Annotated in this window: 20 protein-coding genes; 15 read left to right on the top strand and 5 right to left on the bottom strand. The window is 56.7% G+C overall.

Features of this window, described 5'->3' with window-relative positions; translation table 11 throughout:
- The first annotated feature begins 7 nt into the window (after nucleotides 1-7).
- The gene (locus BH714_RS14065) at nucleotides 8-517 is read left to right on the top strand and encodes a TRAP transporter small permease (protein ID WP_014172021.1); all 510 of its coding nucleotides are present in this window, start codon (nucleotides 8-10) and stop codon (nucleotides 515-517) included.
- A 10-nt stretch (nucleotides 518-527) separates the two neighbouring features.
- Nucleotides 528-1,814 (top strand): TRAP transporter large permease, encoded by a 1,287-nt coding sequence (locus BH714_RS14060; RefSeq protein WP_014172020.1) that lies wholly within the window; start codon nucleotides 528-530, stop codon nucleotides 1,812-1,814.
- A 42-nt stretch (nucleotides 1,815-1,856) separates the two neighbouring features.
- Here the strand turns inward: BH714_RS14060 and zntA are convergent, their stop codons facing one another.
- Both zntA and BH714_RS14050 read right to left on the bottom strand, forming a co-directional pair.
- On the bottom strand, nucleotides 1,857-4,043 hold the full coding sequence (zntA, locus tag BH714_RS14055) for a Zn(II)/Cd(II)/Pb(II) translocating P-type ATPase ZntA (RefSeq protein ID WP_040018229.1): 2,187 nt from the start codon (nucleotides 4,041-4,043) through the stop codon (nucleotides 1,857-1,859).
- A 76-nt stretch (nucleotides 4,044-4,119) separates the two neighbouring features.
- Complete coding sequence (locus BH714_RS14050; RefSeq protein ID WP_014172018.1) at nucleotides 4,120-4,746, bottom strand: lysoplasmalogenase; 627 nt, start codon at nucleotides 4,744-4,746, stop codon at nucleotides 4,120-4,122.
- 129 nt (nucleotides 4,747-4,875) lie between these two features.
- Here BH714_RS14050 and BH714_RS14045 point away from each other — a divergent pair, with 129 nt between their 5' ends.
- Nucleotides 4,876-5,235, top strand: a complete 360-nt coding sequence (locus tag BH714_RS14045) for a DUF2500 domain-containing protein (RefSeq protein WP_040018228.1) — start codon at nucleotides 4,876-4,878, stop codon at nucleotides 5,233-5,235.
- A gap of 47 nt (nucleotides 5,236-5,282) precedes the next feature.
- Here the strand turns inward: BH714_RS14045 and BH714_RS14040 are convergent, their stop codons facing one another.
- Together BH714_RS14040 and rsmD are read right to left on the bottom strand one after the other, a co-directional pair.
- The gene (locus BH714_RS14040; RefSeq protein ID WP_014172016.1) at nucleotides 5,283-5,564 is read right to left on the bottom strand and encodes a DUF1145 family protein; all 282 of its coding nucleotides are present in this window, start codon (nucleotides 5,562-5,564) and stop codon (nucleotides 5,283-5,285) included.
- On the bottom strand, nucleotides 5,548-6,150 hold the full coding sequence (rsmD, locus tag BH714_RS14035) for a 16S rRNA (guanine(966)-N(2))-methyltransferase (RefSeq protein ID WP_020884541.1): 603 nt from the start codon (nucleotides 6,148-6,150) through the stop codon (nucleotides 5,548-5,550). Before rsmD ends, BH714_RS14040 begins: the two co-directional genes overlap by 17 nt.
- Nucleotides 6,151-6,277: 127 nt before the next feature.
- Here rsmD and ftsY point away from each other — a divergent pair, with 127 nt between their 5' ends.
- The 6 genes from ftsY (at nucleotide 6,278) to livJ (ending at nucleotide 13,267) form a co-directional block, all read left to right on the top strand.
- Nucleotides 6,278-7,744: a signal recognition particle-docking protein FtsY gene (ftsY, locus tag BH714_RS14030; protein WP_040018227.1), complete on the top strand. Its 1,467-nt coding sequence runs from the start codon at nucleotides 6,278-6,280 to the stop codon at nucleotides 7,742-7,744.
- 2 nt (nucleotides 7,745-7,746) lie between these two features.
- Complete coding sequence (gene ftsE / locus BH714_RS14025) at nucleotides 7,747-8,412, top strand: cell division ATP-binding protein FtsE (RefSeq protein ID WP_014172013.1); 666 nt, start codon at nucleotides 7,747-7,749, stop codon at nucleotides 8,410-8,412.
- Entirely contained in the window at nucleotides 8,405-9,460 is a 1,056-nt protein-coding gene (gene ftsX, locus BH714_RS14020) for a permease-like cell division protein FtsX (protein WP_014172012.1), read from the top strand. Before ftsE ends, ftsX begins: the two co-directional genes overlap by 8 nt.
- 251 nt (nucleotides 9,461-9,711) lie before the next feature.
- Nucleotides 9,712-10,569, top strand: a complete 858-nt coding sequence (gene rpoH / locus BH714_RS14010; protein WP_014172011.1) for an RNA polymerase sigma factor RpoH — start codon at nucleotides 9,712-9,714, stop codon at nucleotides 10,567-10,569.
- A 135-nt stretch (nucleotides 10,570-10,704) separates the two neighbouring features.
- A complete protein-coding gene (locus tag BH714_RS14005; protein ID WP_032679136.1) occupies nucleotides 10,705-11,970 on the top strand; it encodes a 4-aminobutyrate--2-oxoglutarate transaminase in 1,266 nt (421 codons plus the stop codon).
- 196 nt (nucleotides 11,971-12,166) lie between these two features.
- Complete coding sequence (gene livJ / locus BH714_RS14000) at nucleotides 12,167-13,267, top strand: branched chain amino acid ABC transporter substrate-binding protein LivJ (protein ID WP_072126534.1); 1,101 nt, start codon at nucleotides 12,167-12,169, stop codon at nucleotides 13,265-13,267.
- A gap of 84 nt (nucleotides 13,268-13,351) precedes the next feature.
- Here livJ and panM read toward each other — a convergent pair whose 3' ends face one another.
- Complete coding sequence (gene panM, locus BH714_RS13995; protein WP_040018225.1) at nucleotides 13,352-13,744, bottom strand: aspartate 1-decarboxylase autocleavage activator PanM; 393 nt, start codon at nucleotides 13,742-13,744, stop codon at nucleotides 13,352-13,354.
- Between the two features lie 424 nt (nucleotides 13,745-14,168).
- On the opposite strand from panM, the gene livK reads away from it, so the two are divergent.
- The 6 genes from livK to ugpB all read left to right on the top strand — a co-directional run bounded on the left by livK (nucleotide 14,169) and on the right by ugpB (nucleotide 20,548).
- The gene (livK, locus tag BH714_RS13980; protein ID WP_040018224.1) at nucleotides 14,169-15,278 is read left to right on the top strand and encodes a high-affinity branched-chain amino acid ABC transporter substrate-binding protein LivK; all 1,110 of its coding nucleotides are present in this window, start codon (nucleotides 14,169-14,171) and stop codon (nucleotides 15,276-15,278) included.
- A 46-nt stretch (nucleotides 15,279-15,324) separates the two neighbouring features.
- A complete protein-coding gene (gene livH, locus BH714_RS13975; protein WP_020884547.1) occupies nucleotides 15,325-16,251 on the top strand; it encodes a high-affinity branched-chain amino acid ABC transporter permease LivH in 927 nt (308 codons plus the stop codon).
- Nucleotides 16,248-17,525 carry a branched chain amino acid ABC transporter permease LivM gene (livM, locus tag BH714_RS13970; RefSeq protein WP_014172003.1) on the top strand — a complete coding sequence of 426 codons (1,278 nt, stop codon included), beginning with the start codon at nucleotides 16,248-16,250 and terminating at the stop codon, nucleotides 17,523-17,525. The genes livH and livM overlap by 4 nt, the downstream gene beginning before the upstream one ends.
- The gene (gene livG / locus BH714_RS13965) at nucleotides 17,522-18,289 is read left to right on the top strand and encodes a high-affinity branched-chain amino acid ABC transporter ATP-binding protein LivG (protein WP_014172002.1); all 768 of its coding nucleotides are present in this window, start codon (nucleotides 17,522-17,524) and stop codon (nucleotides 18,287-18,289) included. Before livM ends, livG begins: the two co-directional genes overlap by 4 nt.
- Before the next feature lies 1 nt (nucleotide 18,290).
- Complete coding sequence (livF, locus tag BH714_RS13960; RefSeq protein WP_020884549.1) at nucleotides 18,291-19,004, top strand: high-affinity branched-chain amino acid ABC transporter ATP-binding protein LivF; 714 nt, start codon at nucleotides 18,291-18,293, stop codon at nucleotides 19,002-19,004.
- Nucleotides 19,005-19,231: 227 nt separating this feature from the next.
- A complete protein-coding gene (gene ugpB, locus BH714_RS13955; RefSeq protein WP_032679132.1) occupies nucleotides 19,232-20,548 on the top strand; it encodes a sn-glycerol-3-phosphate ABC transporter substrate-binding protein UgpB in 1,317 nt (438 codons plus the stop codon).
- Nucleotides 20,549-20,607: the final 59 nt, after the last annotated feature.

Below are 20,607 nucleotides of genomic sequence, written 5' to 3'. Positions count from 1 at the left end.
AGTACGTATGTCCGAACTCTATCTGAAGTGGATGGACCGTCTCTACCTGCTGGCGATGGCCGTGGCGGGCATCTCGCTGCTGGTGATGACGATTGTGATCCCCATCGGCATCTTTTCGCGCTATGTGCTTAACCGCGGTGAATCCTGGCCGGAGCCGGTTGCCATCATCTGCATGGTGACCTTCACCTTTATCGGCGCGGCGGTCAGCTACCGTGCCGGTTCGCACATTGCGGTGAATATGCTCACCGACCGGCTGCCCGGGCCGTTAAAAACCGTCTGCGCACGGGCCGTTGATCTGCTGATGCTGCTGATCGCTGGCCTGATGTTCTGGTACAGCTACTGGCTGTGCGTCGAACTCTGGGAGCAACCGGTCGCCGAATTTCCGGTCCTGACCTCCGGCGAGAGCTATCTGCCGCTGCCGGTGGGCTCTGCCGTTCTGATCCTGTTTGTGATTGAGCGCCTGCTGTTTGGCTCGCAGGAAAACCGTCCCGTCGTGCTGATCGGCAACCACAGTTAAGGGGTGAACAATGGATGCATTCGTTTTGTTATTCACCCTCGCCATTTTGCTGGCGCTGGGGATGCCGGTGGCCTTTGCCGTCGGGCTAAGCGCCGTCGCGGGCGCGTTGTGGATAGATTTACCCCTCGAGGCGCTGATGATTCAGATAACCAGCGGGGTGAATAAATTCACGCTGCTGGCGATCCCCTTCTTTATTCTCGCGGGTGCGATTATGGCGGAAGGGGGGATTGCCCGACGGCTGGTCAATTTCGCCTACGTGTTTGTTGGCTTTATTCGCGGTGGGCTGTCGCTGGTGAATATTGTGGCCTCCACGTTCTTCGGCGCGATTTCCGGCTCGTCGGTGGCGGATACGGCCTCCATTGGCAGCGTAATGATCCCGGAGATGGAGAAGAAGGGCTATCCGCGCGATTATGCGGCGGCGGTGACCGCCAGCGGGTCGGTACAGGCGATTTTGATCCCGCCCAGCCACAACTCGGTAATTTATTCCCTCGCGGCAGGCGGGACGGTCTCTATCGCGACGCTGTTTATCGCGGGGGTGCTGCCAGGGCTGCTGCTCGGCGTAAGCCTGATGGCAATGTGTCTGGGCTTTGCCCGCAAACGTGGCTACCCGAAAGGGGAAAAAATTCCCTTTAAGCAGGCGCTGAAAATCACGCTGGACGCGCTGTGGGGGCTGATGACCGTGGTGATTATTCTCGGCGGGATACTGTCCGGGATATTTACCGCAACGGAATCCGCTGCCGTGGCCTGTCTGTGGGCGTTCTTTGTCACCATGTTTATCTACCGGGACTACAAATGGAACGAGCTGCCGAAGCTGATGTGCAGGACGGTGAAAACCGTCACCATCGTGATGATACTGATTGGCTTTGCGGCGGCGTTTGGCGCGGTGATGACCTACATGCAGCTCCCGAGCCGTATCACCGAGTTCTTCACCTCGCTCTCCGATAACAAGTACGTGATCCTGATGTATCTCAACATCATGCTGCTGCTGATCGGCACGTTAATGGACATGGCGCCGATCATCCTGATCCTGACGCCAGTGCTGTTGCCGGTGACCAATTCGCTGGGCATCGATCCGGTGCATTTTGGGATGATCATGATGGTGAACCTGGGGATCGGGCTGATTACGCCGCCGGTTGGTTCGGTGCTGTTTGTGGCGAGCGCGGTAAGTAAACAGAAAATCGAGCATGTGGTTCGCGCCATGCTGCCGTTTTACGGCATGCTGCTGGTGGTGCTGGCGATGGTGACGTACATCCCGGCCATCTCGCTGTGGCTGCCGCGCGTGTTAGGGATGCAGTGACGCCGTTTTCCGCCCTCTCCCGGTGGGAGAGGGCATCTCGTGTTATTGTCGACGTAATAAGCGGAGCGCGTTCGCCGTCACCAGTACCGTCGCGCCGGTATCCGCCAGCACCGCCAGCCACAGGCCGGTTATACCGAGCAGCGTGGTGACCAGGAAAATTCCCTTCAGGCCCAGCGCAATCCCAATGTTCTGACGGATATTGGCCCGCGTGGCGCGCGCCAGAGCAATCATCTGCGCCAGCCCGGTCAGGCGGTTGTGGGTAAGCGCCGCGTCGGCGGTTTCGAGCGCCACGTCGGTGCCGCTGCCCATTGCAATGCCAATGGTGGCGGCTTTCATCGCCGGGGCATCGTTGATGCCGTCACCCACCATTGCCAGTGGTGCATGATTGTTCAGTTCCGTTACGGCGCGCACTTTATCCGCAGGCAATAACCCGGCTTTAAACGCCAGCCCCAGCTCACCGGCAATCGCTGCCGCGGCTCGCGGGTTATCCCCGGTGAGGATCACCCCCTGCACGCCCAGTTGATGCAGCGCGGCGACGGCGTCTTTTGCATCGTCACGCAGGGTGTCACGCAGTGCCAGCATCCCTATCGCCACGCCGTTTTGCACCACCATCACCACGGTTTGCCCGGCCTGTTCCAGCGCCTGGACTGGCTGGCTCAGCCCGGCCGCCGGAAACGTATTCGCGGCAACGATCAGGACGTTATTCCCTTCAACGTCGGCTTCAATCCCGGACCCGACCAGCGCCCGCTGTGCGGTGGCGGCAGGGATGTCCAGCCCACGCGACTGCGCCTCGCGAACTATCGCCTGTGCCAGCGGGTGGGTGGAGCCTTGTTCGACGGCAGCGGCCAGGGCGAGCAGCGTATTTTCACTGACCTCCTGAGGATAAATGCCCGTGACCTGCGGTTTACCCACCGTCAGCGTACCGGTTTTATCGAAGGCGATATGTTGCACCTGGCTCAGCTGCTCCAGCGCCGCACCGCCTTTAATCAGCGCTCCACGACGCGCCGCGGCTGCCAGGCCGGAGGTAATGGCCGCCGGCGTGGAGATCACCAGCGCACACGGGCAACCAATCAGCAGCAACGTCAAACCTTTATAAACCCAGCCCTCCCAGGCTGCGCCCAGGAACAGCGGTGGAATAATTGTCACCAGCAGGGCGACCAGCATGATGGCGGGGGTGTAGATCCGGCTGAAGCGATCGATAAAGCGCTCAACGGGTGCGCGACGCTCCTCGGCCTCTTCAATCAGCTTCAGGATGCGGTCGATGGCGCTCTCACCCGGTCCGGAGAGGACCGTGAGTTGCACCAGACGATCGACGCTGGTGGCGCCTGCAGGCACTTTCTCGCCCGCTGAGCGTTCAACCGGAATCGACTCGCCGGTGAGGGCACTTTCATCGAAACTCGCCGTGGCGGTAAGCAATTCACCGTCCGCAGGCAGACGCCCGCCGGCGGCGACCTCAATCACATCACCCGGGCGCAGCGTGTTAATTGCCACCGTCTGGCGTTCGCTGTCCGTCACCCGCGTTGCGGTTTCCGGTTTCAGCGCCATCAGCGCGCTGACCCCTTTCCGTGCCCGACTCGCCGCCCAGCCCTCAAGGCGCTCGCCAATTAAGAACAGCAGCAGCACCATGGCCGCTTCCGCCGTCGCGCCAATAAACAACGCGCCGATCGCCGCCACGCTCATCAGCGTTTCGATGGCGAACCAGCTTCCGCTTTTCATCAGCCGCACGGCCTGACGGGCAATCGGGAACAGTCCGACAAGCGTCGTGGCGATGAACGCCAGGTTACCGAACGGGTGGTTAAATTGCTCCAGACCCCAGCTCAGGGCCATCATGATGATAAGGGTGATAATGGGCAGGTTTTCTCGCAGGGCTGACGTCTTTTCGACAGGTGCGGTTTCGCTGCGCAGGCTGTAACCGGCCTTACTGACGGCGGCTTCAACCAGCGTGCTGATGTCATTATCGGCACTGACCAGAAGCTTCTCGGTGGCGAAGAGCACCTGGACGTGGCTGACGCCCGGGACCTGTTTTACCGCGTTTTCGACTTTACGGGCGCAGGCCGCGCAGTCCATACCGTTGACCACCCAGCTGTAGCGGTTTGCGCTTTCCGGGAGCGGCGGCGTGTTTTGCGTTTCGCATGCGCCGTCGCAGCAGCAGTCGTCCTTCGCGGGAACGGGGCTGAGCTTAAGTGCCGAGAATTGTGGAACTTTTTTAGGTGTTTCTGGAGTCGACATGGCAGTCTCCGGTAATGATAATTTTCTCATTAACCGCAGCATACACTCTGGAGTCGACTCCAGAGTCAAGGCTTATTTAGATATACAGCGAACGCACAATCAGGAAGTGCCCGGCAAAGTAGCAGGCGGCGGCAATCGCGTTATCCGCACGGAAGCGGCGACGATAGTGGCTGCCCAGCCAGACGATATTCCCGAGTAACAGCAGCGTGGCACCAAAGAACGCGGACATTGCCGGTGCCGTCGGACGGAAGAACCACAGTTCACCCGCCAGCCATACCATCACCAGCGTCATGGCGATAAACGTGCAGACAGGCAAGCGCATCTCTTCCAGACGCGTCCAGATCACCGCGATCAGCAGCGCGCCAATGACCAGCAGCACCAGCGGTAGCGGCCAGAAGAAGGAGAGCGTCATCTGGCTGGCGAAGTAAATGGTATAAAGCAGATGCGACAGGAAAAATGCCCCAACGGCATACAGCAGGCGCTGTCGCGGCAGCAGGGTTAAGGCATCACCAATCAGGGACGCACACAGACCGGCAAGAACCAGATAGCTGACGGCGTTAAACATGGGCGCTTGCCAGGCAAGCAGCAGGAGTAACAACAGCGTGACGGGTTTAAACAACCATCGCTGCCAGGCAGGGCCGCGATAGGATGCATCGACGTAAAGCCATGCGGAAAAACAGACAGCGATAAATGACCAAAGCATATTAACTCCCTGTAACTGTTGAGTCTGAATAATCAGTTTCTTATTCAGTGTAGTGATGGGGGCAGGCGTTTGGCAATGCCGGGAAAGGCAAGGTATCCTGAATTCCGTATAATCTGATGGGATTTTTGAATGAGCAAGATGCCGCTTTTTTTCGTTATCGTGGTGGCGATTATCGTCATTGCCGCCTCCTTTCGTTTCGTGCAGCAGCGCCGTGAGAAGGCGGACAACGATGCCGCGCCGTTGATGCAAAAACGCGTGGTGATAAGCAATAAACGCGAGAAAGCCCTCAATGACCGACGCTCGCGCCAGCAGCAGGTTACGCCGGCGGGAGCCACCATGCGCTATGAAGCGAGCTTTAAGCCGGAAACCGGCGGGCTGGAGATGACCTACCGTCTGGAGGCGCAGCAGTACCATCAACTGACGGTGGGAGAAAAAGGGATTCTGAGTTACAAGGGGTCGCGGTTTGAAGGGTTTACGCCAGATCGGTAATGTTCCCTCTCCCGCAGGGAGAGGGGTAAGCTGAGGCTTGAGGCGCCTTACTTCTTCGCCTGGGCCTTAAATTTCTTCATCCACACCAGCAGTTCAAATACGCCAAAAATAAACACGCGCAGCTGCTGCCAGCCGGTCATCTGCGGACCGTCTTTTGGCAGGCCGTTTTTCAGCATCACCATCTGCAGGGCGTGCATGAAGGTGGTAAAGATAAAGGCCACGTTCACAAAGATGTTCATCGGGCGCGGGAACGGGTGCACCAGATTGAGGAGCAGAAATGCCCAGACGCCCAGCATCAACAAACGTCCCACATTAATCAGTACTGGCATTGGATTCTCCTTGTGCCTGACGGTGATACAGACGATAAGCGACCTGACCTGCCACTTTTTCTCGGTGCAGATCCCAGTGAACCGGGACCGGCGGTAAACCATTTTCGACTTCGCTTTCGACGTAGATTAACGCGTCATCCGCCAGCCAGCCGTTGTTTTCCAGCAGGGATAACGTCTCTTCCAGCAGCCCCTTGCGGAACGGCGGGTCGACAAACACCACGTTGTGCGGCGTGCCCTTTTGCGCGAGGAAGCTCAGTGTGTTGGTATTCACTACTTTGGCGTTGGTCGCTTTTAGCGTTGCCAGATTTTGCTGCAACGTCTGCGCAACGCCGCGCTCCATTTCCAGCAGCGTGGCGCTGGCGGCATAGCGCGACAGCGCCTCCAGACCCAGCGCGCCGCTGCCCGCGAAGCAGTCCAGGCAGTGGGCATCCACCATTGAGGGGGCCAGCCAGTTAAACAGCGTTTCGCGTACGCGGTCCGTGGTTGGGCGTAGTCCGGGGCTATCCGGCACCGGTAATTTCCGGCCTCGCCACTGGCCGCCGATAATACGAATTTGACCGGCTGGGGCGCGGTTGGGTTTCTTCATCTCTGGAAAGCTCTGTTAACAATTGGCCTGCGATTGCGGGCGGTGATGTCAATTAAGTAAAGTGTTAGACTATTTCATCATTTTTTTAGCTTCCATGTATATAGCGCCGCGAGGAGTGTAGTCGCAGATGGCAAAACAAAAAAAACGTGGCTTCTTTTCCTGGCTGGGCTTCGGTGAAAAAGAGCAAGAAACAGAGCAGAAAACCGAAGAACAACAAGCCGTTGAAGAGCAGTCTCAGCCTGAAACGCCGGTAGAAACTGCCGCCGTTGTCGACGCGGAAGAGCACGCGCACAGCAAAGAAGAGACCGAAGCCTTTGCTGAAGAGGTGGTGGAAGTTACCGAACAGGTTCAGGAAAGCGAGAAGCCAGAACCCGTTGTGGTAGAAGACGTTATCGATACGCCGCAGGCGATTATCGAGCATGAAACGTTGCCGCTGCCGGAAGAGGTGAAAGCCGAAGAGGTTTCAGCGCAGGAGTGGCAAGCCGAGGCAGAAACCGTCGAAATTGTTGAGGCGGTGGAAGAAGAAGCACAAGACGAGCCAGCGCTTACCGACGAAGAGCTGGAAGCCCAGGCGCTGGCGGCAGAAGCGGCGGAAGAAGCGGTTATCGTCGTGCCGGTGGAAGCGCAACCAGAGCAGGGTGAAGAGGTTGCTCAGGAGCAGGAAAAACCCACCAAAGAAGGTTTCTTCGCCCGCCTGAAGCGTAGCCTGCTCAAAACCAAAGAAAACTTAGGTTCCGGATTTATCAGTCTGTTCCGCGGCAAGAAGATCGACGACGATCTCTTTGAAGAGCTGGAAGAGCAACTGCTGATCGCCGACGTTGGGGTGGAAACAACCCGTAAGATCATCGCCAGTCTGACCGAAGGGGCGAGCCGCAAGGAGTTGCGTGACGCCGAAGCGCTGTACGGTCTGCTGAAAGACGAGATGGGCGAAATCCTCGCAAAAGTTGACGAACCGCTTAATATTGAAGGCAAAACGCCATTTGTTATTCTGATGGTTGGCGTGAACGGTGTGGGGAAAACCACCACTATCGGCAAGCTGGCGCGACAGTTTGAGCAGCAGGGCAAATCGGTAATGCTGGCGGCAGGTGATACCTTCCGTGCGGCGGCGGTTGAGCAGCTGCAGGTCTGGGGCCAGCGTAACAACATCCCGGTGATTGCGCAGCATACCGGTGCGGATTCCGCCTCCGTTATCTTTGACGCTATCCAGGCGGCGAAGTCGCGTAATGTGGATGTGCTGATTGCCGACACCGCAGGGCGTTTGCAGAACAAAGCGCACCTGATGGAAGAGTTGAAGAAAATCGTCCGCGTCATGAAGAAGCTGGACGAAGAGGCACCGCATGAAATTATGCTGACCATTGATGCCAGCACCGGACAGAACGCCATCAGCCAGGCGAAGCTGTTCCATGAAGCGGTAGGGCTGACCGGGATCACGCTGACCAAACTGGACGGCACCGCGAAAGGCGGGGTGATCTTCTCCGTGGCCGATCAGTTCAATATTCCTATCCGTTACATCGGTGTGGGCGAGCGTATTGAGGATTTACGTCCGTTTAAAGCGGACGACTTTATTGAGGCACTATTTGCCCGAGAGGACTAACAATGATTCGCTTTGAACACGTCAGCAAGGCCTATCTCGGTGGGAGACAAGCGCTGCAGGGGGTGACATTCCACCTGCAGCCAGGCGAGATGGCATTCCTGACCGGCCATTCCGGCGCGGGGAAAAGTACCCTGCTCAAGCTTATCTGTGGGATCGAGCGGCCGAGCGCCGGGAAAATCTGGTTCAGCGGCCATGATATTAGCCGTCTGAAAAACCGTGAGGTGCCTTTCCTGCGTCGTCAGATTGGCATGATTTTCCAGGACCACCACCTGCTGATGGATCGCACCGTTTTCGATAACGTGGCCATTCCGCTGATTATTGCCGGTGCCAGCTATGATGATATCCGTCGTCGCGTTTCTGCGGCGCTGGATAAAGTCGGGCTGCTGGACAAAGCGAAGAACTTCCCGATCCAGCTGTCTGGCGGTGAACAGCAGCGTGTGGGGATTGCCCGTGCGGTGGTGAACAAACCTGCGGTACTGCTGGCGGATGAACCGACCGGTAACCTGGACGACGCCCTGTCAGAAGGGATTTTGCGTCTGTTTGAGGAATTTAACCGCGTTGGGGTGACGGTATTGATGGCAACGCACGACATCGGGCTGATTTCCCGTCGTTCGTACCGCATGCTGACCCTGAGCGACGGTCATTTGCACGGAGGCCTCGGTGAATAAGCGTGATGCAATAAACCAGATTCGGCAGTTCGGAAACCGGTTTGACCGCTTCCGTAAGCCGCAGGGCGGCGGTGACGGCAATCGTAATGCGCCAAAGCGTGCGAAAGCGGCGCCTAAGCCGAACTCCCGCAAAACCAACGTGTTCAACGAGCAGGTGCGTTATGCGTTCCACGGTGCGTTGCAGGACCTGAAAAGCAAACCGCTGGCGACGTTCCTGACGGTGATGGTGATTGCCATCTCCCTGACGCTGCCAAGCGTCTGCTACATGGTCTATAAAAACGTTAACCAGGCGGCGTCGCAGTACTATCCTTCTCCGCAGATCACGGTCTATCTGGATAAGGCGCTCGACGATAACGCGGCGGCGCAGGTTGTGGGGCAAATCCAGGCCGAACAGGGCGTAGAGAAAGTGAATTATCTCTCTCGTGAAGAAGCCCTGGGTGAGTTCCGTAACTGGTCAGGCTTTGGCGGTGCGCTGGACATGCTTGAAGAGAACCCCCTCCCGGCCGTGGCGGTGGTGATCCCGAAACTCGATTTCCAGGGGACCGACTCGCTCAACACCCTGCGTGACCGCATCACCCGTATCAACGGGATTGATGAAGTGCGCATGGATGACAGCTGGTTTGCGCGTCTTGCTGCGCTGACCGGGCTGGTAGGGCGCGTGGCGGCGATGATTGGTGTGCTGATGGTGGCGGCGGTCTTCCTCGTCATCGGTAACAGCGTACGCCTGAGCATTTTCGCGCGTCGCGACACCATCAACGTGCAGAAACTGATTGGTGCGACGGATGGCTTCATCCTGCGTCCGTTCCTGTACGGTGGCGCATTGCTCGGTTTTTCCGGCGCATTTCTTTCACTGATATTGTCAGAAATTTTGGTGATGCGGCTGTCCTCTGCCGTAACCGAGGTGGCGCAGGTTTTCGGAACGAAGTTTGATATCAGTGGCTTAGGGTTCGATGAGTGCCTGTTACTGCTGCTGGTGTGCTCGATGATCGGCTGGGTGGCAGCATGGCTGGCAACCGTGCAACATTTACGTCACTTTACTCCCGACTAATAAAAGCGTGATATAATCTTTCCCTGCACCGAGATGTTCGCTCTGCAGGGAAAGCGTCCCTGTTGTCTCTTCCCCTGTTATCATCTCCATGTCACAATTTGTGCGTAATTTATTCACCGTTGCACCTGGAACTTGTGGATAAAATCACTGTCTGATAAAAGAGTGAATGCTAATCTCGTGGCTCAAACGCTTTGGCATGGTTGTTGCCTGATGGGGACAGCCTGGACCAGAAGAAACATTGAGAGGAATGAATGACCAAAGAAATGCAAACTTTAGCTTTAGCCCCTGTTGGTAACCTGGAATCTTATATCCGGGCTGCGAACACCTGGCCGATGTTAACGGCCGAGGAAGAAAAGGAGCTTGCTGAAAAGCTGCATTACCAGGGCGATCTGGAAGCAGCGAAAAAGCTGATCCTGTCTCACCTGCGCTTTGTTGTTCACATTGCTCGTAATTATGCGGGCTATGGCCTGCCGCAGGCGGACTTGATTCAGGAAGGTAACATCGGTCTGATGAAGGCTGTACGTCGCTTCAACCCGGAAGTGGGTGTGCGACTGGTCTCCTTCGCCGTGCACTGGATCAAAGCAGAAATTCATGAATACGTGCTGCGCAACTGGCGTATCGTGAAAGTCGCCACGACAAAAGCGCAACGTAAACTGTTCTTCAACCTGCGTAAAACCAAGCAGCGTCTGGGCTGGTTCAATCAGGATGAAGTTGAAATGGTGGCGCGCGAGCTGGGCGTATCCAGCAAAGACGTGCGTGAGATGGAATCCCGTATGGCCGCGCAGGACATGACCTTCGATATGTCCTCCGACGACGACGGCTCTGACAGCCAGCCAATGGCACCGGTTCTGTATCTGCAGGATAAAACCTCTAACTTTGCTGACGGCATTGAAGAGGATAACTGGGAAGATCAGGCCGCGAACAAGCTGACTTCAGCAATGGAAGGCCTCGACGAACGTAGCCAGGATATTATCCGCGCCCGCTGGCTGGACGAAGACAACAAGTCCACGCTGCAGGAGCTGGCCGATCGCTACGGCGTCTCCGCTGAACGTGTGCGTCAGCTTGAAAAGAACGCCATGAAAAAACTTCGCGCCGCTATCGAAGCGTAATTTCCGCGATGTCCCCGATAACCCTCGAATGCAAATTCGGGGGTTTTGTTTTTTTATCTCCCGCTCTGGCGAATTCCCTCCCCCTGGCAAACACTTACAGATGCGCTAAGCAGGTGACTTTCTCAGGGGGACAGGGTGAAAAACAGTGAACTGAATGACCGGCGTTTGCAGGCGACGCCGCGCGGTATCGGCGTGATGTGTAACTTCTACGCCGATAAAGCCGAAAATGCCACGGTGTGGGACGTCGAGGGCAACGAGTATATCGACTTCGCCGCCGGGATCGCGGTGCTGAATACCGGCCATCGGCATCCAAAAGTTATTGCCGCCATCGAAAAACAACTCCACGCATTTACCCATACGGCATATCAGATTGTCCCGTACGAAGGCTATGTGGCGCTTGCCGAGCGTATCAACCAACGTGTACCCGTTGATGGGCCTGCCAAAACGGCTTTCTTCTCTACGGGAGCAGAGGCGGTCGAAAACGCGGTAAAAATTGCCCGCGCGTATACCCGTCGTCCTGGCCTGATCGCCTTTGGCGGTGCCTTCCACGGCCGTACCTTTATGACGATGGCGTTGACGGGGAAAGTGGCGCCGTACAAACTCGGTTTCGGTCCGTTTCCCGGATCGGTTTATCACGCCCACTATCCAAATGATCTGTACGGCGTCAGCACGGCAGAAGCGTTAAAAAGCCTCGAACGCATCTTCAAAGCAGACATTGCGCCGGACCAGGTGGCGGCCATTATCCTGGAACCGGTTCAGGGGGAGGGGGGGTTCAACATTGCCCCCGCCGATTTTATGCAGGCCCTGCGCGAACTGTGCGATACGCACGGAATTTTGCTGATTGCCGATGAAGTGCAAAGTGGCTTTGCGCGAACCGGCAAGCTGTTCTCGATGGAACACCATTGCGTGAAGCCGGATCTGATCACCATGGCGAAAAGCCTGGCCGGCGGGATGCCGCTCTCGGCGGTCTCTGGCCGGGCGGAAGTGATGGATGCCCCCGCACCTGGCGGGCTGGGCGGGACTTACGCCGGCAACCCGCTGGCGATTGCCGCAGCCCATGCCGTGCTGGATGTGATTGATGAAGAGGATCTCTGCACGCGCGCGGCGCATCTTGGCCATCATCTGGTGGAAGTGCTGAACAAAGCGAAGGGCGACTGTCCGTTTATCGCTGATATTCGTGCCCAGGGCTCAATGGTGGCGGTGGAATTTAACGACCCGCAAACCGGGCTGCCGTCGCCTGAATTCACGCGTCAGGTCCAGGAGCGTGCGTTGCAGGAAGGTCTATTGCTGCTGAGCTGCGGCGTGTACGGCAACGTTATCCGTTTCCTCTATCCGCTTACCATCCCCGAAGTTCAGTTCCGTAAAGCGCTGGATATTATCTCCGCGTCGCTGACACGTTAAAGCCCTGGCCCGGCGGTGATCCCTGCCGGGCTTATCATATATTCATTTCAAATTAGCTATTCCAAAATCATAAAAATGGGGTATGTTTTAGCAGAGTATGCTGAAAAAGCGCGACTGTCATACCTATAACTGAAATAAAGCGCTACACAACAACATCACGACAATCGTAATAACCATAATAATGGGGAATCTCAGGATGAATATGAAGGGTAAAGCGTTACTGGCAGGATGTATTGCGTTGGCATTCAGCACGATGGCACAGGCCGATATCAAAGTGGCTGTCGTGGGCGCGATGTCCGGTCCGGTAGCACAGTACGGCGACCAGGAATTTACCGGCGCAGAACAGGCGGTTGCAGACATTAATGCTAAGGGCGGCATCAAGGGCGAAAAACTGCAGATCGTAAAATATGATGATGCCTGTGACCCGAAACAAGCGGTTGCCGTGGCGAACAAAGTGGTGAACGACGGAATCAAATACGTTATCGGTCACCTGTGCTCCTCTTCCACGCAGCCCGCGTCTGATATCTACGAAGACGAAGGCATTCTGATGATCACCCCGGCTGCAACGGCGCCGGAACTGACCGCACGTGGCTATAAGCTGACCCTGCGTACCACCGGTCTGGATTCAGACCAGGGCCCAACCGCGGCAAAATACATTCTGGACAACGTGAAGCCGAAGCGTATCGCGATTGTTCACGATAAACAGCAGTACGGTGAAGGTCTGGCGCGTGCCGTGCAGGATGGTCTGAAGAAAGGCAATGCCAATGTGGTCTTCTTCGACGGCATCACCGCCGGTGAGAAAGACTTCTCCACTCTGGTGGCGCGTCTGAAAAAAGAGAATATTGATTTCGTTTACTACGGTGGCTATCACCCTGAAATGGGCCAGATCCTGCGTCAGGCACGTGCGGCCGGCCTGAAAACCCAGTTTATGGGCCCGGAAGGGGTTGCGAACGTTTCCCTGTCTAACATCGCCGGTGAGTCTGCTGAAGGCCTGCTGGTGACCAAACCGAAGAACTATGACCAGGTGCCTGCAAACAAACCGATCGTAGATGCCATCAAGGCGAAGAAACAGGATCCAAGCGGCGCGTTCGTCTGGACCACCTACGCTGCGCTGCAGTCTCTGCAGGCGGGTCTGAACCAGTCAGCCGATCCGGCTGAGATTGCCACCTGGCTGAAAGCCAACTCTGTCGATACCGTGATGGGTCCGCTTTCCTGGGATGCGAAGGGCGATCTGAAAGGCTTCGAGTTCGGCGTGTTTGACTGGCATGCTAACGGAACGGCGACCGACGCCAAATAAAAGCAAACGGCAACCTTTCGGTTGCCGTTTTAGTATTTGCACCCTCTCCTGTGGGGGAGGGGGGGGGAGGGCATCAGGCGGCATTCAGCAAACCTGATGTTTCTCCCACCCGTTTTCCTGCGCCGTAAACCCTAACGCCTGCATAAACGCCGCCATCACGCCGCGGTCTTCCACGCCCACGTCGGCCATCCACCAGGAGGTAACGTTCGGGTTTTCACGGATTATCTCTTCAATTAAATACTGCCCCACACCGCGACGACGGGTCACGTCACGTACGCGCAGTGAGTCCAGCGCCCCTTCGGTGCCGCTCAGAGTCACGCGAACCGCGGCGAGCAGACGCTCGTTAAAGCGCGCGGCGTAGATGCGGTGTGTCTCATCGACACGGAGCGACGAAGGGGAATATTCCGGCCAGATCTTGCCCAGGTCGATATGATCCTGGTCGCTAAAGGTCACCAGACGCACGATAGTCAGTTTCATTAGCTGCTTGTCCAAATCAAATTGAGTAGGGGCAGTGTACTCAATTTATTCCCTCAGCGGCTTCCTCTTTTTATCCCGGCTCACCAGGTGATTAGTTTTTTGGCAGCGCGAAGGGCAGTTTGAAAACACATGGATCGAAAAATAAGCAGAATTTTAACCTGAATGGCAGTGAATTATTCGGCGCTTTGTACCGTTATTTTATGCTGCAAACTGCAATTTTATTTGTTTATCTCTGCCCTATTTCAGAATATTATCTTTGCTTAATCGCCTGAAAAATAGAGATTTTAGTCTGGTTTTTATGAAAAAACTGCGCTAAACCATTAAAGGCGCTGGTAAAAATAGCGTTGTGCATTAAAAGTACAGAATGCTTTTTAACCATAATAAAACAAAATATATACACGACATCACGAATGGGGATTCAGAGATGAAAAGGAACGCGAAGACGTTAATCGCGGGGATGGTTGCATTGGCGATTTCGCATGCAGCCATGGCGGAAGATATTAAGGTTGCTGTAGTGGGTGCGATGTCCGGTCCTGTTGCCCAGTGGGGGGACATGGAGTTCAACGGTGCTCGCCAGGCAATCAAAGACATCAACGCCAAAGGCGGCATCAAAGGCGACAAGCTGGTTGGCGTGGAATATGACGACGCCTGCGATCCCAAACAGGCCGTCGCGGTCGCTAACAAAATCGTGAATGACGGCATCCAGTACGTGATTGGCCACCTGTGCTCGTCGTCCACCCAGCCTGCGTCTGATATCTACGAAGACGAAGGCATTCTGATGATTACCCCGGGCGCAACCAACCCTGAACTGACTCAGCGCGGTTATCAGCACATCATGCGTACTGCCGGTCTGGACTCGTCTCAGGGACCAACCGCCGCCCGATACATCCTCGATACCGTCAAGCCGACGCGCATCGCCATTATTCATGACAAACAGCAGTACGGCGAAGGCCTGGCGCGCTCCGTTCAGGACGGGCTGAAAAAAGGCGGCGCGAATATCGTCTTCTTTGATGGCATCACCGCTGGCGAGAAAGATTTCTCCGCGCTGATCGCCCGTCTGCAAAAAGAGAATATCGATTTTGTTTACTACGGCGGCTACTACCCGGAAATGGGTCAGATGCTGCGTCAGGCGCGTTCGGTCGGGCTGAAAACCCAGTTTATGGGGCCAGAAGGCGTCGGTAACGCCTCCCTGTCGAACATCGCCGGGGACGCAGGCGAAGGCATGCTGGTGACGATGCCAAAACGCTATGACCAGGATCCTACGAACAAGGCTATCGTAGACGCGCTCAAGGCGCAGAAGAAAGATCCAAGTGGTCCGTACGTCTGGATCACCTACGCGGCGGTGCAGTCTCTGGCAACCGCGCTGGATCGCACCGGCAGCAAAGAACCGCTGGATCTGGTGAAAGATTTAAAAGCACACGGGGCGAACACCGTGATTGGGCCGCTGAACTGGGATGAGAAAGGCGATCTGAAGGGATTTGAGTTTGGTGTCTTTAAGTGGCACGCCGACGGTTCGTCCTCGGTCGCCAAATAATTATCCCACCGCCCGGACCGCCGGGCGGGTATAAAAAGGTTTGCATATGTCCGAGCAGTTTCTCTATTTCCTGCAGCAGATGTTTAACGGCGTCACGCTGGGAAGCACCTACGCGCTGATCGCCATCGGCTACACGATGGTTTATGGCATTATCGGCATGATTAACTTCGCCCACGGCGAGGTCTACATGATCGGTAGCTATGTCTCCTTTATGATTATCGCCGCCCTGATGATGATGGGTATCGACAGCAGCTGGCTGCTGGTCGCTGCCGGGTTTGTCGGCGCGATTGTTATTGCCAGCGCCTATGGCTGGAGCATTGAACGCGTGGCGTACCGGCCGGTGCGTAGCTCCAAACGCCTGATTGCGCTGATCTCCGCCATCGGGATGTCGATCTTCCTGCAAAACTACGTCAGCCTGACGGAAGGCTCGCGCGACGTGGCGCTGCCAAGCCTGTTCAACGGTCAGTGGGTGGTCGGTGCCAGCGAGAACTTCTCTGCCTCTATCACCACCATGCAGCTGGTGATCTGGGTGGTGACCTTCGTTGCAATGCTCGCCCTGACGGTCTTTATCCGCTACTCGCGTATGGGACGCGCCTGCCGTGCCTGCGCAGAAGATCTGAAGATGGCGAGCCTGCTTGGCATCAATACCGACCGCGTTATCGCCCTGACCTTTGTGATTGGGGCAGCGATGGCGGCGGTCGCGGGCGTCCTGCTGGGGCAGTTCTACGGCGTTATCAACCCGTACATCGGCTTTATGGCCGGGATGAAAGCCTTCACCGCGGCGGTCCTGGGCGGTATCGGCAGTATTCCTGGCGCGATGATTGGCGGCCTGATCCTGGGCGTGGCCGAAGCGCTCTCCTCCGCGTATCTGAGTACGGAATATAAAGATGTGGTGTCGTTTGCCCTGCTGATTCTGGTTCTGCTGGTAATGCCTACCGGTATTCTGGGTCGTCCGGAGGTAGAGAAAGTATGAAACCGATGCATTTCGCAATGGCGCTCCTCTCAGCCGCCATGTTCTTCGTGCTGGCAGGCGTCTTTATGGGCGTCCAGTTAGAGCTGGACGGCACAAAACTGGTGGTGGATACCGCCGCCGACATTCGCTGGCAGTGGATATTCATTGGCACCGCGGTTGTGTTTCTGTTCCAGATGCTGCGTCCTGTGTTCCAGAAGACGCTGAAAAGTGTCTCCGGTCCGAAATTCGTTCTGCCGGCTCTCGACGGCTCAACCGTTAAGCAGAAGCTGTTCTTCGTGGCGCTGCTGGTGGCTGCGGTGGCGTGGCCGTTTGTGGTCTCTCGCGGTACGGTCGATATCGCGACCCTGACCATGATCTACGTGATCCTCGGTCTGGGCCTGAACGTGGTGGTGGGGCTGTCTGGCCTGCTGGTGCTGGGCTACGGTGGTTTCTACGCCATCGGGGCCTATACCTTCGCGCTGCTGAACCACTATTACGGTCTCGGCTTCTGGACCTGTCTGCCGCTGGCGGGCCTGGTCTCCGCCGCGGCGGGCTTCCTGCTGGGCTTCCCGGTCTTACGCCTGCGCGGTGACTATCTGGCGATTGTGACTTTAGGCTTCGGCGAAATCGTGCGTATCCTGCTGCTCAACAACACCGAAGTGACCGGCGGCCCGAACGGGATCAGCCAGATCCCGAAACCGACCTTCTTTGGTCTGGAGTTCAGCCGTACGGCTCGCGAAGGGGGCTGGGATACTTTCAGCAACTTCTTTGGCGTGAAGTACGATCCGTCCGACCGGGTGATTTGGCTCTACCTGGTGGCGCTGCTGCTGGTGGTGCTTACCCTGTTCGTGATTAACCGTCTGCTGCGTATGCCGCTGGGCCGTGCGTGGGAAGCGCTGCGTGAAGATGAAATCGCCTGCCGTTCACTGGGCCTCAACCCGACCCGCATCAAGCTGACTGCGTTTACCATCAGCGCCGCGTTTGCCGGTTTTGCCGGTACGCTGTTTGCCGCGCGTCAGGGCTTTGTCAGCCCCGAATCGTTTACCTTTGCCGAATCTGCCTTTGTGCTGGCGATTGTGGTGCTCGGCGGTATGGGCTCGCAGTTTGCCGTTATCCTGGCGGCCATTCTGCTGGTGGTCTCCCGTGAGCTGATGCGCGACTTTAACGAATACAGCATGCTGATGCTGGGTGGTTTGATGGTGCTGATGATGATCTGGCGTCCGCAGGGCTTGCTGCCGATGACCCGTCCACAGCTGAAGCTGAAAAACGGGCAAGCGAAAGGAGAGCAGGCATGAGCCAGCCATTATTATCCGTTAACGGCCTGATGATGCGTTTTGGCGGCCTGCTGGCCGTCAACAACGTGAATCTGGATCTGCACAAGAAAGAGATTGTCTCCCTGATTGGCCCTAACGGCGCGGGGAAAACCACGGTCTTTAACTGCCTGACCGGTTTCTACAAGCCGACGGGTGGCACCATCAAGCTGCGCGATCAGCATCTGGAAGGGCTTCCGGGCCAGCAGATTGCCCGCATGGGGGTGGTGCGTACCTTCCAGCACGTGCGTCTGTTCCGCGAGATGACGGTGATAGAGAACCTGCTGGTGGCGCAACACCTGCAGCTCAAAACCGGTCTTTTCTCTGGCCTACTGAAAACCCCGGCCTTCCGCCGTGCTCAGGATGAAGCGCTCGACCGCGCCGCCACCTGGCTCGACCGTATCGGCCTGCTGCAGCATGCGAACCGTCAGGCCAGCAACCTGGCCTACGGTGACCAGCGTCGTCTGGAGATCGTGCGCTGCATGGTGACGCAGCCAGAAATCCTGATGCTCGATGAACCGGCGGCAGGGCTTAACCCGAAAGAGACCAAAGAGCTGGACGAGTTGATTGCCGAACTGCGCGATCATCACGACACCACCATCCTGCTGATTGAGCATGATATGAAGCTGGTGATGGGCATTTCTGACCGTATCTACGTGGTGAACCAGGGCACGCCGCTGGCAAACGGGACGCCGGAAGAGATCCGCAACAACCCGGACGTGATCCGTGCATACCTGGGTGAGGCATAAGATGGAAAAAGCGATGTTAACGTTCGACAAGGTTAATGCTCACTACGGCAAGATACAGGCGCTGCACGACGTCAGCCTGCATATCAATCAGGGCGAAATCGTCACCCTGATTGGCGCGAACGGTGCGGGTAAAACCACGCTGCTCGGCACCCTGTGCGGCGACCCGCGCGCCACCAGCGGGCGGATTGTCTTTGATGGCAAAGATATTACCGACTGGCAAACCGCCAGAATCATGCGTGAAGCGGTAGCGATTGTCCCGGAAGGGCGTCGCGTCTTCTCACGAATGACGGTGGAAGAGAACCTTGCGATGGGCGGCTTCTTTGCTGACCGCGACCAGTACCAGTCCCGCATCAAATGGGTCTATGAGCTGTTTCCGCGTTTGTGGGAGCGCCGTATTCAGCGGGCCGGCACGATGTCCGGTGGTGAACAGCAGATGCTGGCGATTGGCCGCGCGCTGATGAGCCAGCCGCGTTTGCTGCTGCTGGATGAACCGTCGCTCGGTCTTGCGCCGATCATCATTCAGCAGATCTTCGACACCATCGAACAGCTGCGTAAAGAGGGGATGACCATCTTCCTCGTCGAGCAGAACGCCAACCAGGCGCTGAAGCTCGCCGACCGCGGCTACGTGCTGGAAAACGGCCACGTGGTGCTCTCCGATACCGGCGACGCGCTGCTGGCAAACGAAGCGGTGCGAAGCGCCTATCTCGGCGGCTAGATAAAAGCAAAAGCAAAAAGGCAACGTCAGTTGCCTTTTTTCATGCAGGGCACCAGACCGCACCGAACTTACCCCAACCGCCTTCACACAACCATCATCCGCCTGACGTTTTGTTGTCATCTCACTGTAAAGAAACAGTTATTTTTCTGTCATTCGAGCATGTCATGTTACCTCGCGAGCATAAAAACGCGTGATATCGCGCATCCGGCACAATAAGAGAGATGACAATGACATCGTTACGACACACAGCTTTGGGTCTGGCAATGGGGCTGACTTTTGCGGCGAACGCAATGGCTGTCACCACCATTCCGTTCTGGCATTCCATGGAAGGGGAGTTGGGTAAAGAAGTTGACTCCCTGGCGCAGCGTTTCAACGACACCCATCCGGATTACAAAATTGTGCCGGTGTACAAAGGTAACTACGAGCAGAGCCTGAGCGCGGGCATTGCCGCTTTCCGTACCGGTAATGCACCTGCGCTGCTTCAGGTTTACGAAGTCGGTACTGCGACCATGATGGCCTCTAAAGCCATTAAACCGGTCTACGAAGTGTTTAAAGACGCAGGTATCAACTTCGACGAATCTCAGTTCGTGCCGACCGTGGCGGGTTACTACACCGATTCCAAAACCGGTCATCTGCTGTCTCAGCCGTTTAACAGCTCCACGCCGGTGCTGTACTACAACAAAGACGCCTTCAAGAAAGCCGGTTTAGATCCGGAACAACCGCCAAAAACCTGGCAGGATCTGGCGGCGTACACCGCTAAGCTGAAAGCGGCAGGGATGAAGTGCGGCTACGCCAGCGGCTGGCAGGGCTGGATCCAGATTGAAAACTTCAGCGCCTGGCACGGCCTGCCGGTGGCCACCAAAAACAACGGCTTCGACGGCACCGACGCGGTACTGGAGTTCAACAAGCCAGAGCAGGTGAAGCACATCGCTCTGCTTGCCGATCTCAACAAGAAGGGCGATTTCAGCTACTTCGGGCGTAAAGACGAATCCACCGAGAAGTTCTACAACGGTGACTGCGCGATTACGACCGCCTCTTCCGGCTCTCTGGCGGATATCCGTCATTACGCAAAATTCAACTACGGCGTAGGCATGATGCCTTACGACGCTGACGTGAAAGGTGCACCGCAGAACGCCATCATCGGTGGGGCGAGCCTGTGGGTCATGCAGGGCAAAGACAAGGGCACCTACAAGGGCGTGGCCGAGTTCCTCGACTTCCTGGCGAAGCCAGAGAATGCCGCCGAATGGCATCAGAAAACCGGCTACCTGCCTATCACCACGGCCGCGTATGACCTGACCCGCGAGCAGGGCTTCTACAGCAAAAACCCGGGCGCGGATATCGCGACGCGTCAGATGCTCAACAAGCCGCCATTGCCGTTCACCAAAGGCCTGCGTCTGGGGAACATGCCGCAGATCCGTACCATCGTAGATGAAGAGCTGGAAAGCGTGTGGACCGGGAAGAAAACCCCACAGCAGGCGCTGGATTCTGCGGTAGAGCGCGGTAATCAGCTGCTGCGCCGCTTTGAGCAATCAACAAAGTCTTAATCATTTTACCCTCATCCTGTCCCTCTCCCTGCGGGAAGGGCTGGGGTGAGGGCTACCTA

It is taken from the genome of Enterobacter ludwigii, assembly GCF_001750725.1.
GTDB lineage: Bacteria > Pseudomonadota > Gammaproteobacteria > Enterobacterales > Enterobacteriaceae > Enterobacter > Enterobacter ludwigii.
The sequence above is the reverse complement of the archived record's forward strand: the minus strand, read 5'-3'. Positions and strand labels throughout refer to the sequence as shown.

Bases quoted from the DNA above. Each gene is read 5' to 3' on its own strand.
- ftsY (WP_040018227.1), top strand. From the start codon at position 6,278: ATGGCAAAACAAAAAAAACGTGGCTTCTTTTCCTGGCTGGGCTTCGGT.
- livM (WP_014172003.1), top strand. From the start codon at position 16,248: ATGAAACCGATGCATTTCGCAATGGCGCTCCTCTCAGCCGCCATGTTC.
- ftsE (WP_014172013.1), top strand. From the start codon at position 7,747: ATGATTCGCTTTGAACACGTCAGCAAGGCCTATCTCGGTGGGAGACAA.
- BH714_RS14050 (WP_014172018.1), bottom strand. From the start codon at position 4,746: ATGCTTTGGTCATTTATCGCTGTCTGTTTTTCCGCATGGCTTTACGTC.
- rpoH (WP_014172011.1), top strand. From the start codon at position 9,712: ATGACCAAAGAAATGCAAACTTTAGCTTTAGCCCCTGTTGGTAACCTG.
- BH714_RS14045 (WP_040018228.1), top strand. From the start codon at position 4,876: ATGAGCAAGATGCCGCTTTTTTTCGTTATCGTGGTGGCGATTATCGTC.
- ugpB (WP_032679132.1), top strand. From the start codon at position 19,232: ATGACATCGTTACGACACACAGCTTTGGGTCTGGCAATGGGGCTGACT.
- rsmD (WP_020884541.1), bottom strand. From the start codon at position 6,150: ATGAAGAAACCCAACCGCGCCCCAGCCGGTCAAATTCGTATTATCGGC.
- livK (WP_040018224.1), top strand. From the start codon at position 14,169: ATGAAAAGGAACGCGAAGACGTTAATCGCGGGGATGGTTGCATTGGCG.
- BH714_RS14040 (WP_014172016.1), bottom strand. From the start codon at position 5,564: ATGCCAGTACTGATTAATGTGGGACGTTTGTTGATGCTGGGCGTCTGG.
- BH714_RS14065 (WP_014172021.1), top strand. From the start codon at position 8: ATGTCCGAACTCTATCTGAAGTGGATGGACCGTCTCTACCTGCTGGCG.
- BH714_RS14060 (WP_014172020.1), top strand. From the start codon at position 528: ATGGATGCATTCGTTTTGTTATTCACCCTCGCCATTTTGCTGGCGCTG.
- zntA (WP_040018229.1), bottom strand. From the start codon at position 4,043: ATGTCGACTCCAGAAACACCTAAAAAAGTTCCACAATTCTCGGCACTT.
- livH (WP_020884547.1), top strand. From the start codon at position 15,325: ATGTCCGAGCAGTTTCTCTATTTCCTGCAGCAGATGTTTAACGGCGTC.
- livJ (WP_072126534.1), top strand. From the start codon at position 12,167: ATGAATATGAAGGGTAAAGCGTTACTGGCAGGATGTATTGCGTTGGCA.
- livG (WP_014172002.1), top strand. From the start codon at position 17,522: ATGAGCCAGCCATTATTATCCGTTAACGGCCTGATGATGCGTTTTGGC.
- panM (WP_040018225.1), bottom strand. From the start codon at position 13,744: ATGAAACTGACTATCGTGCGTCTGGTGACCTTTAGCGACCAGGATCAT.
- livF (WP_020884549.1), top strand. From the start codon at position 18,291: ATGGAAAAAGCGATGTTAACGTTCGACAAGGTTAATGCTCACTACGGC.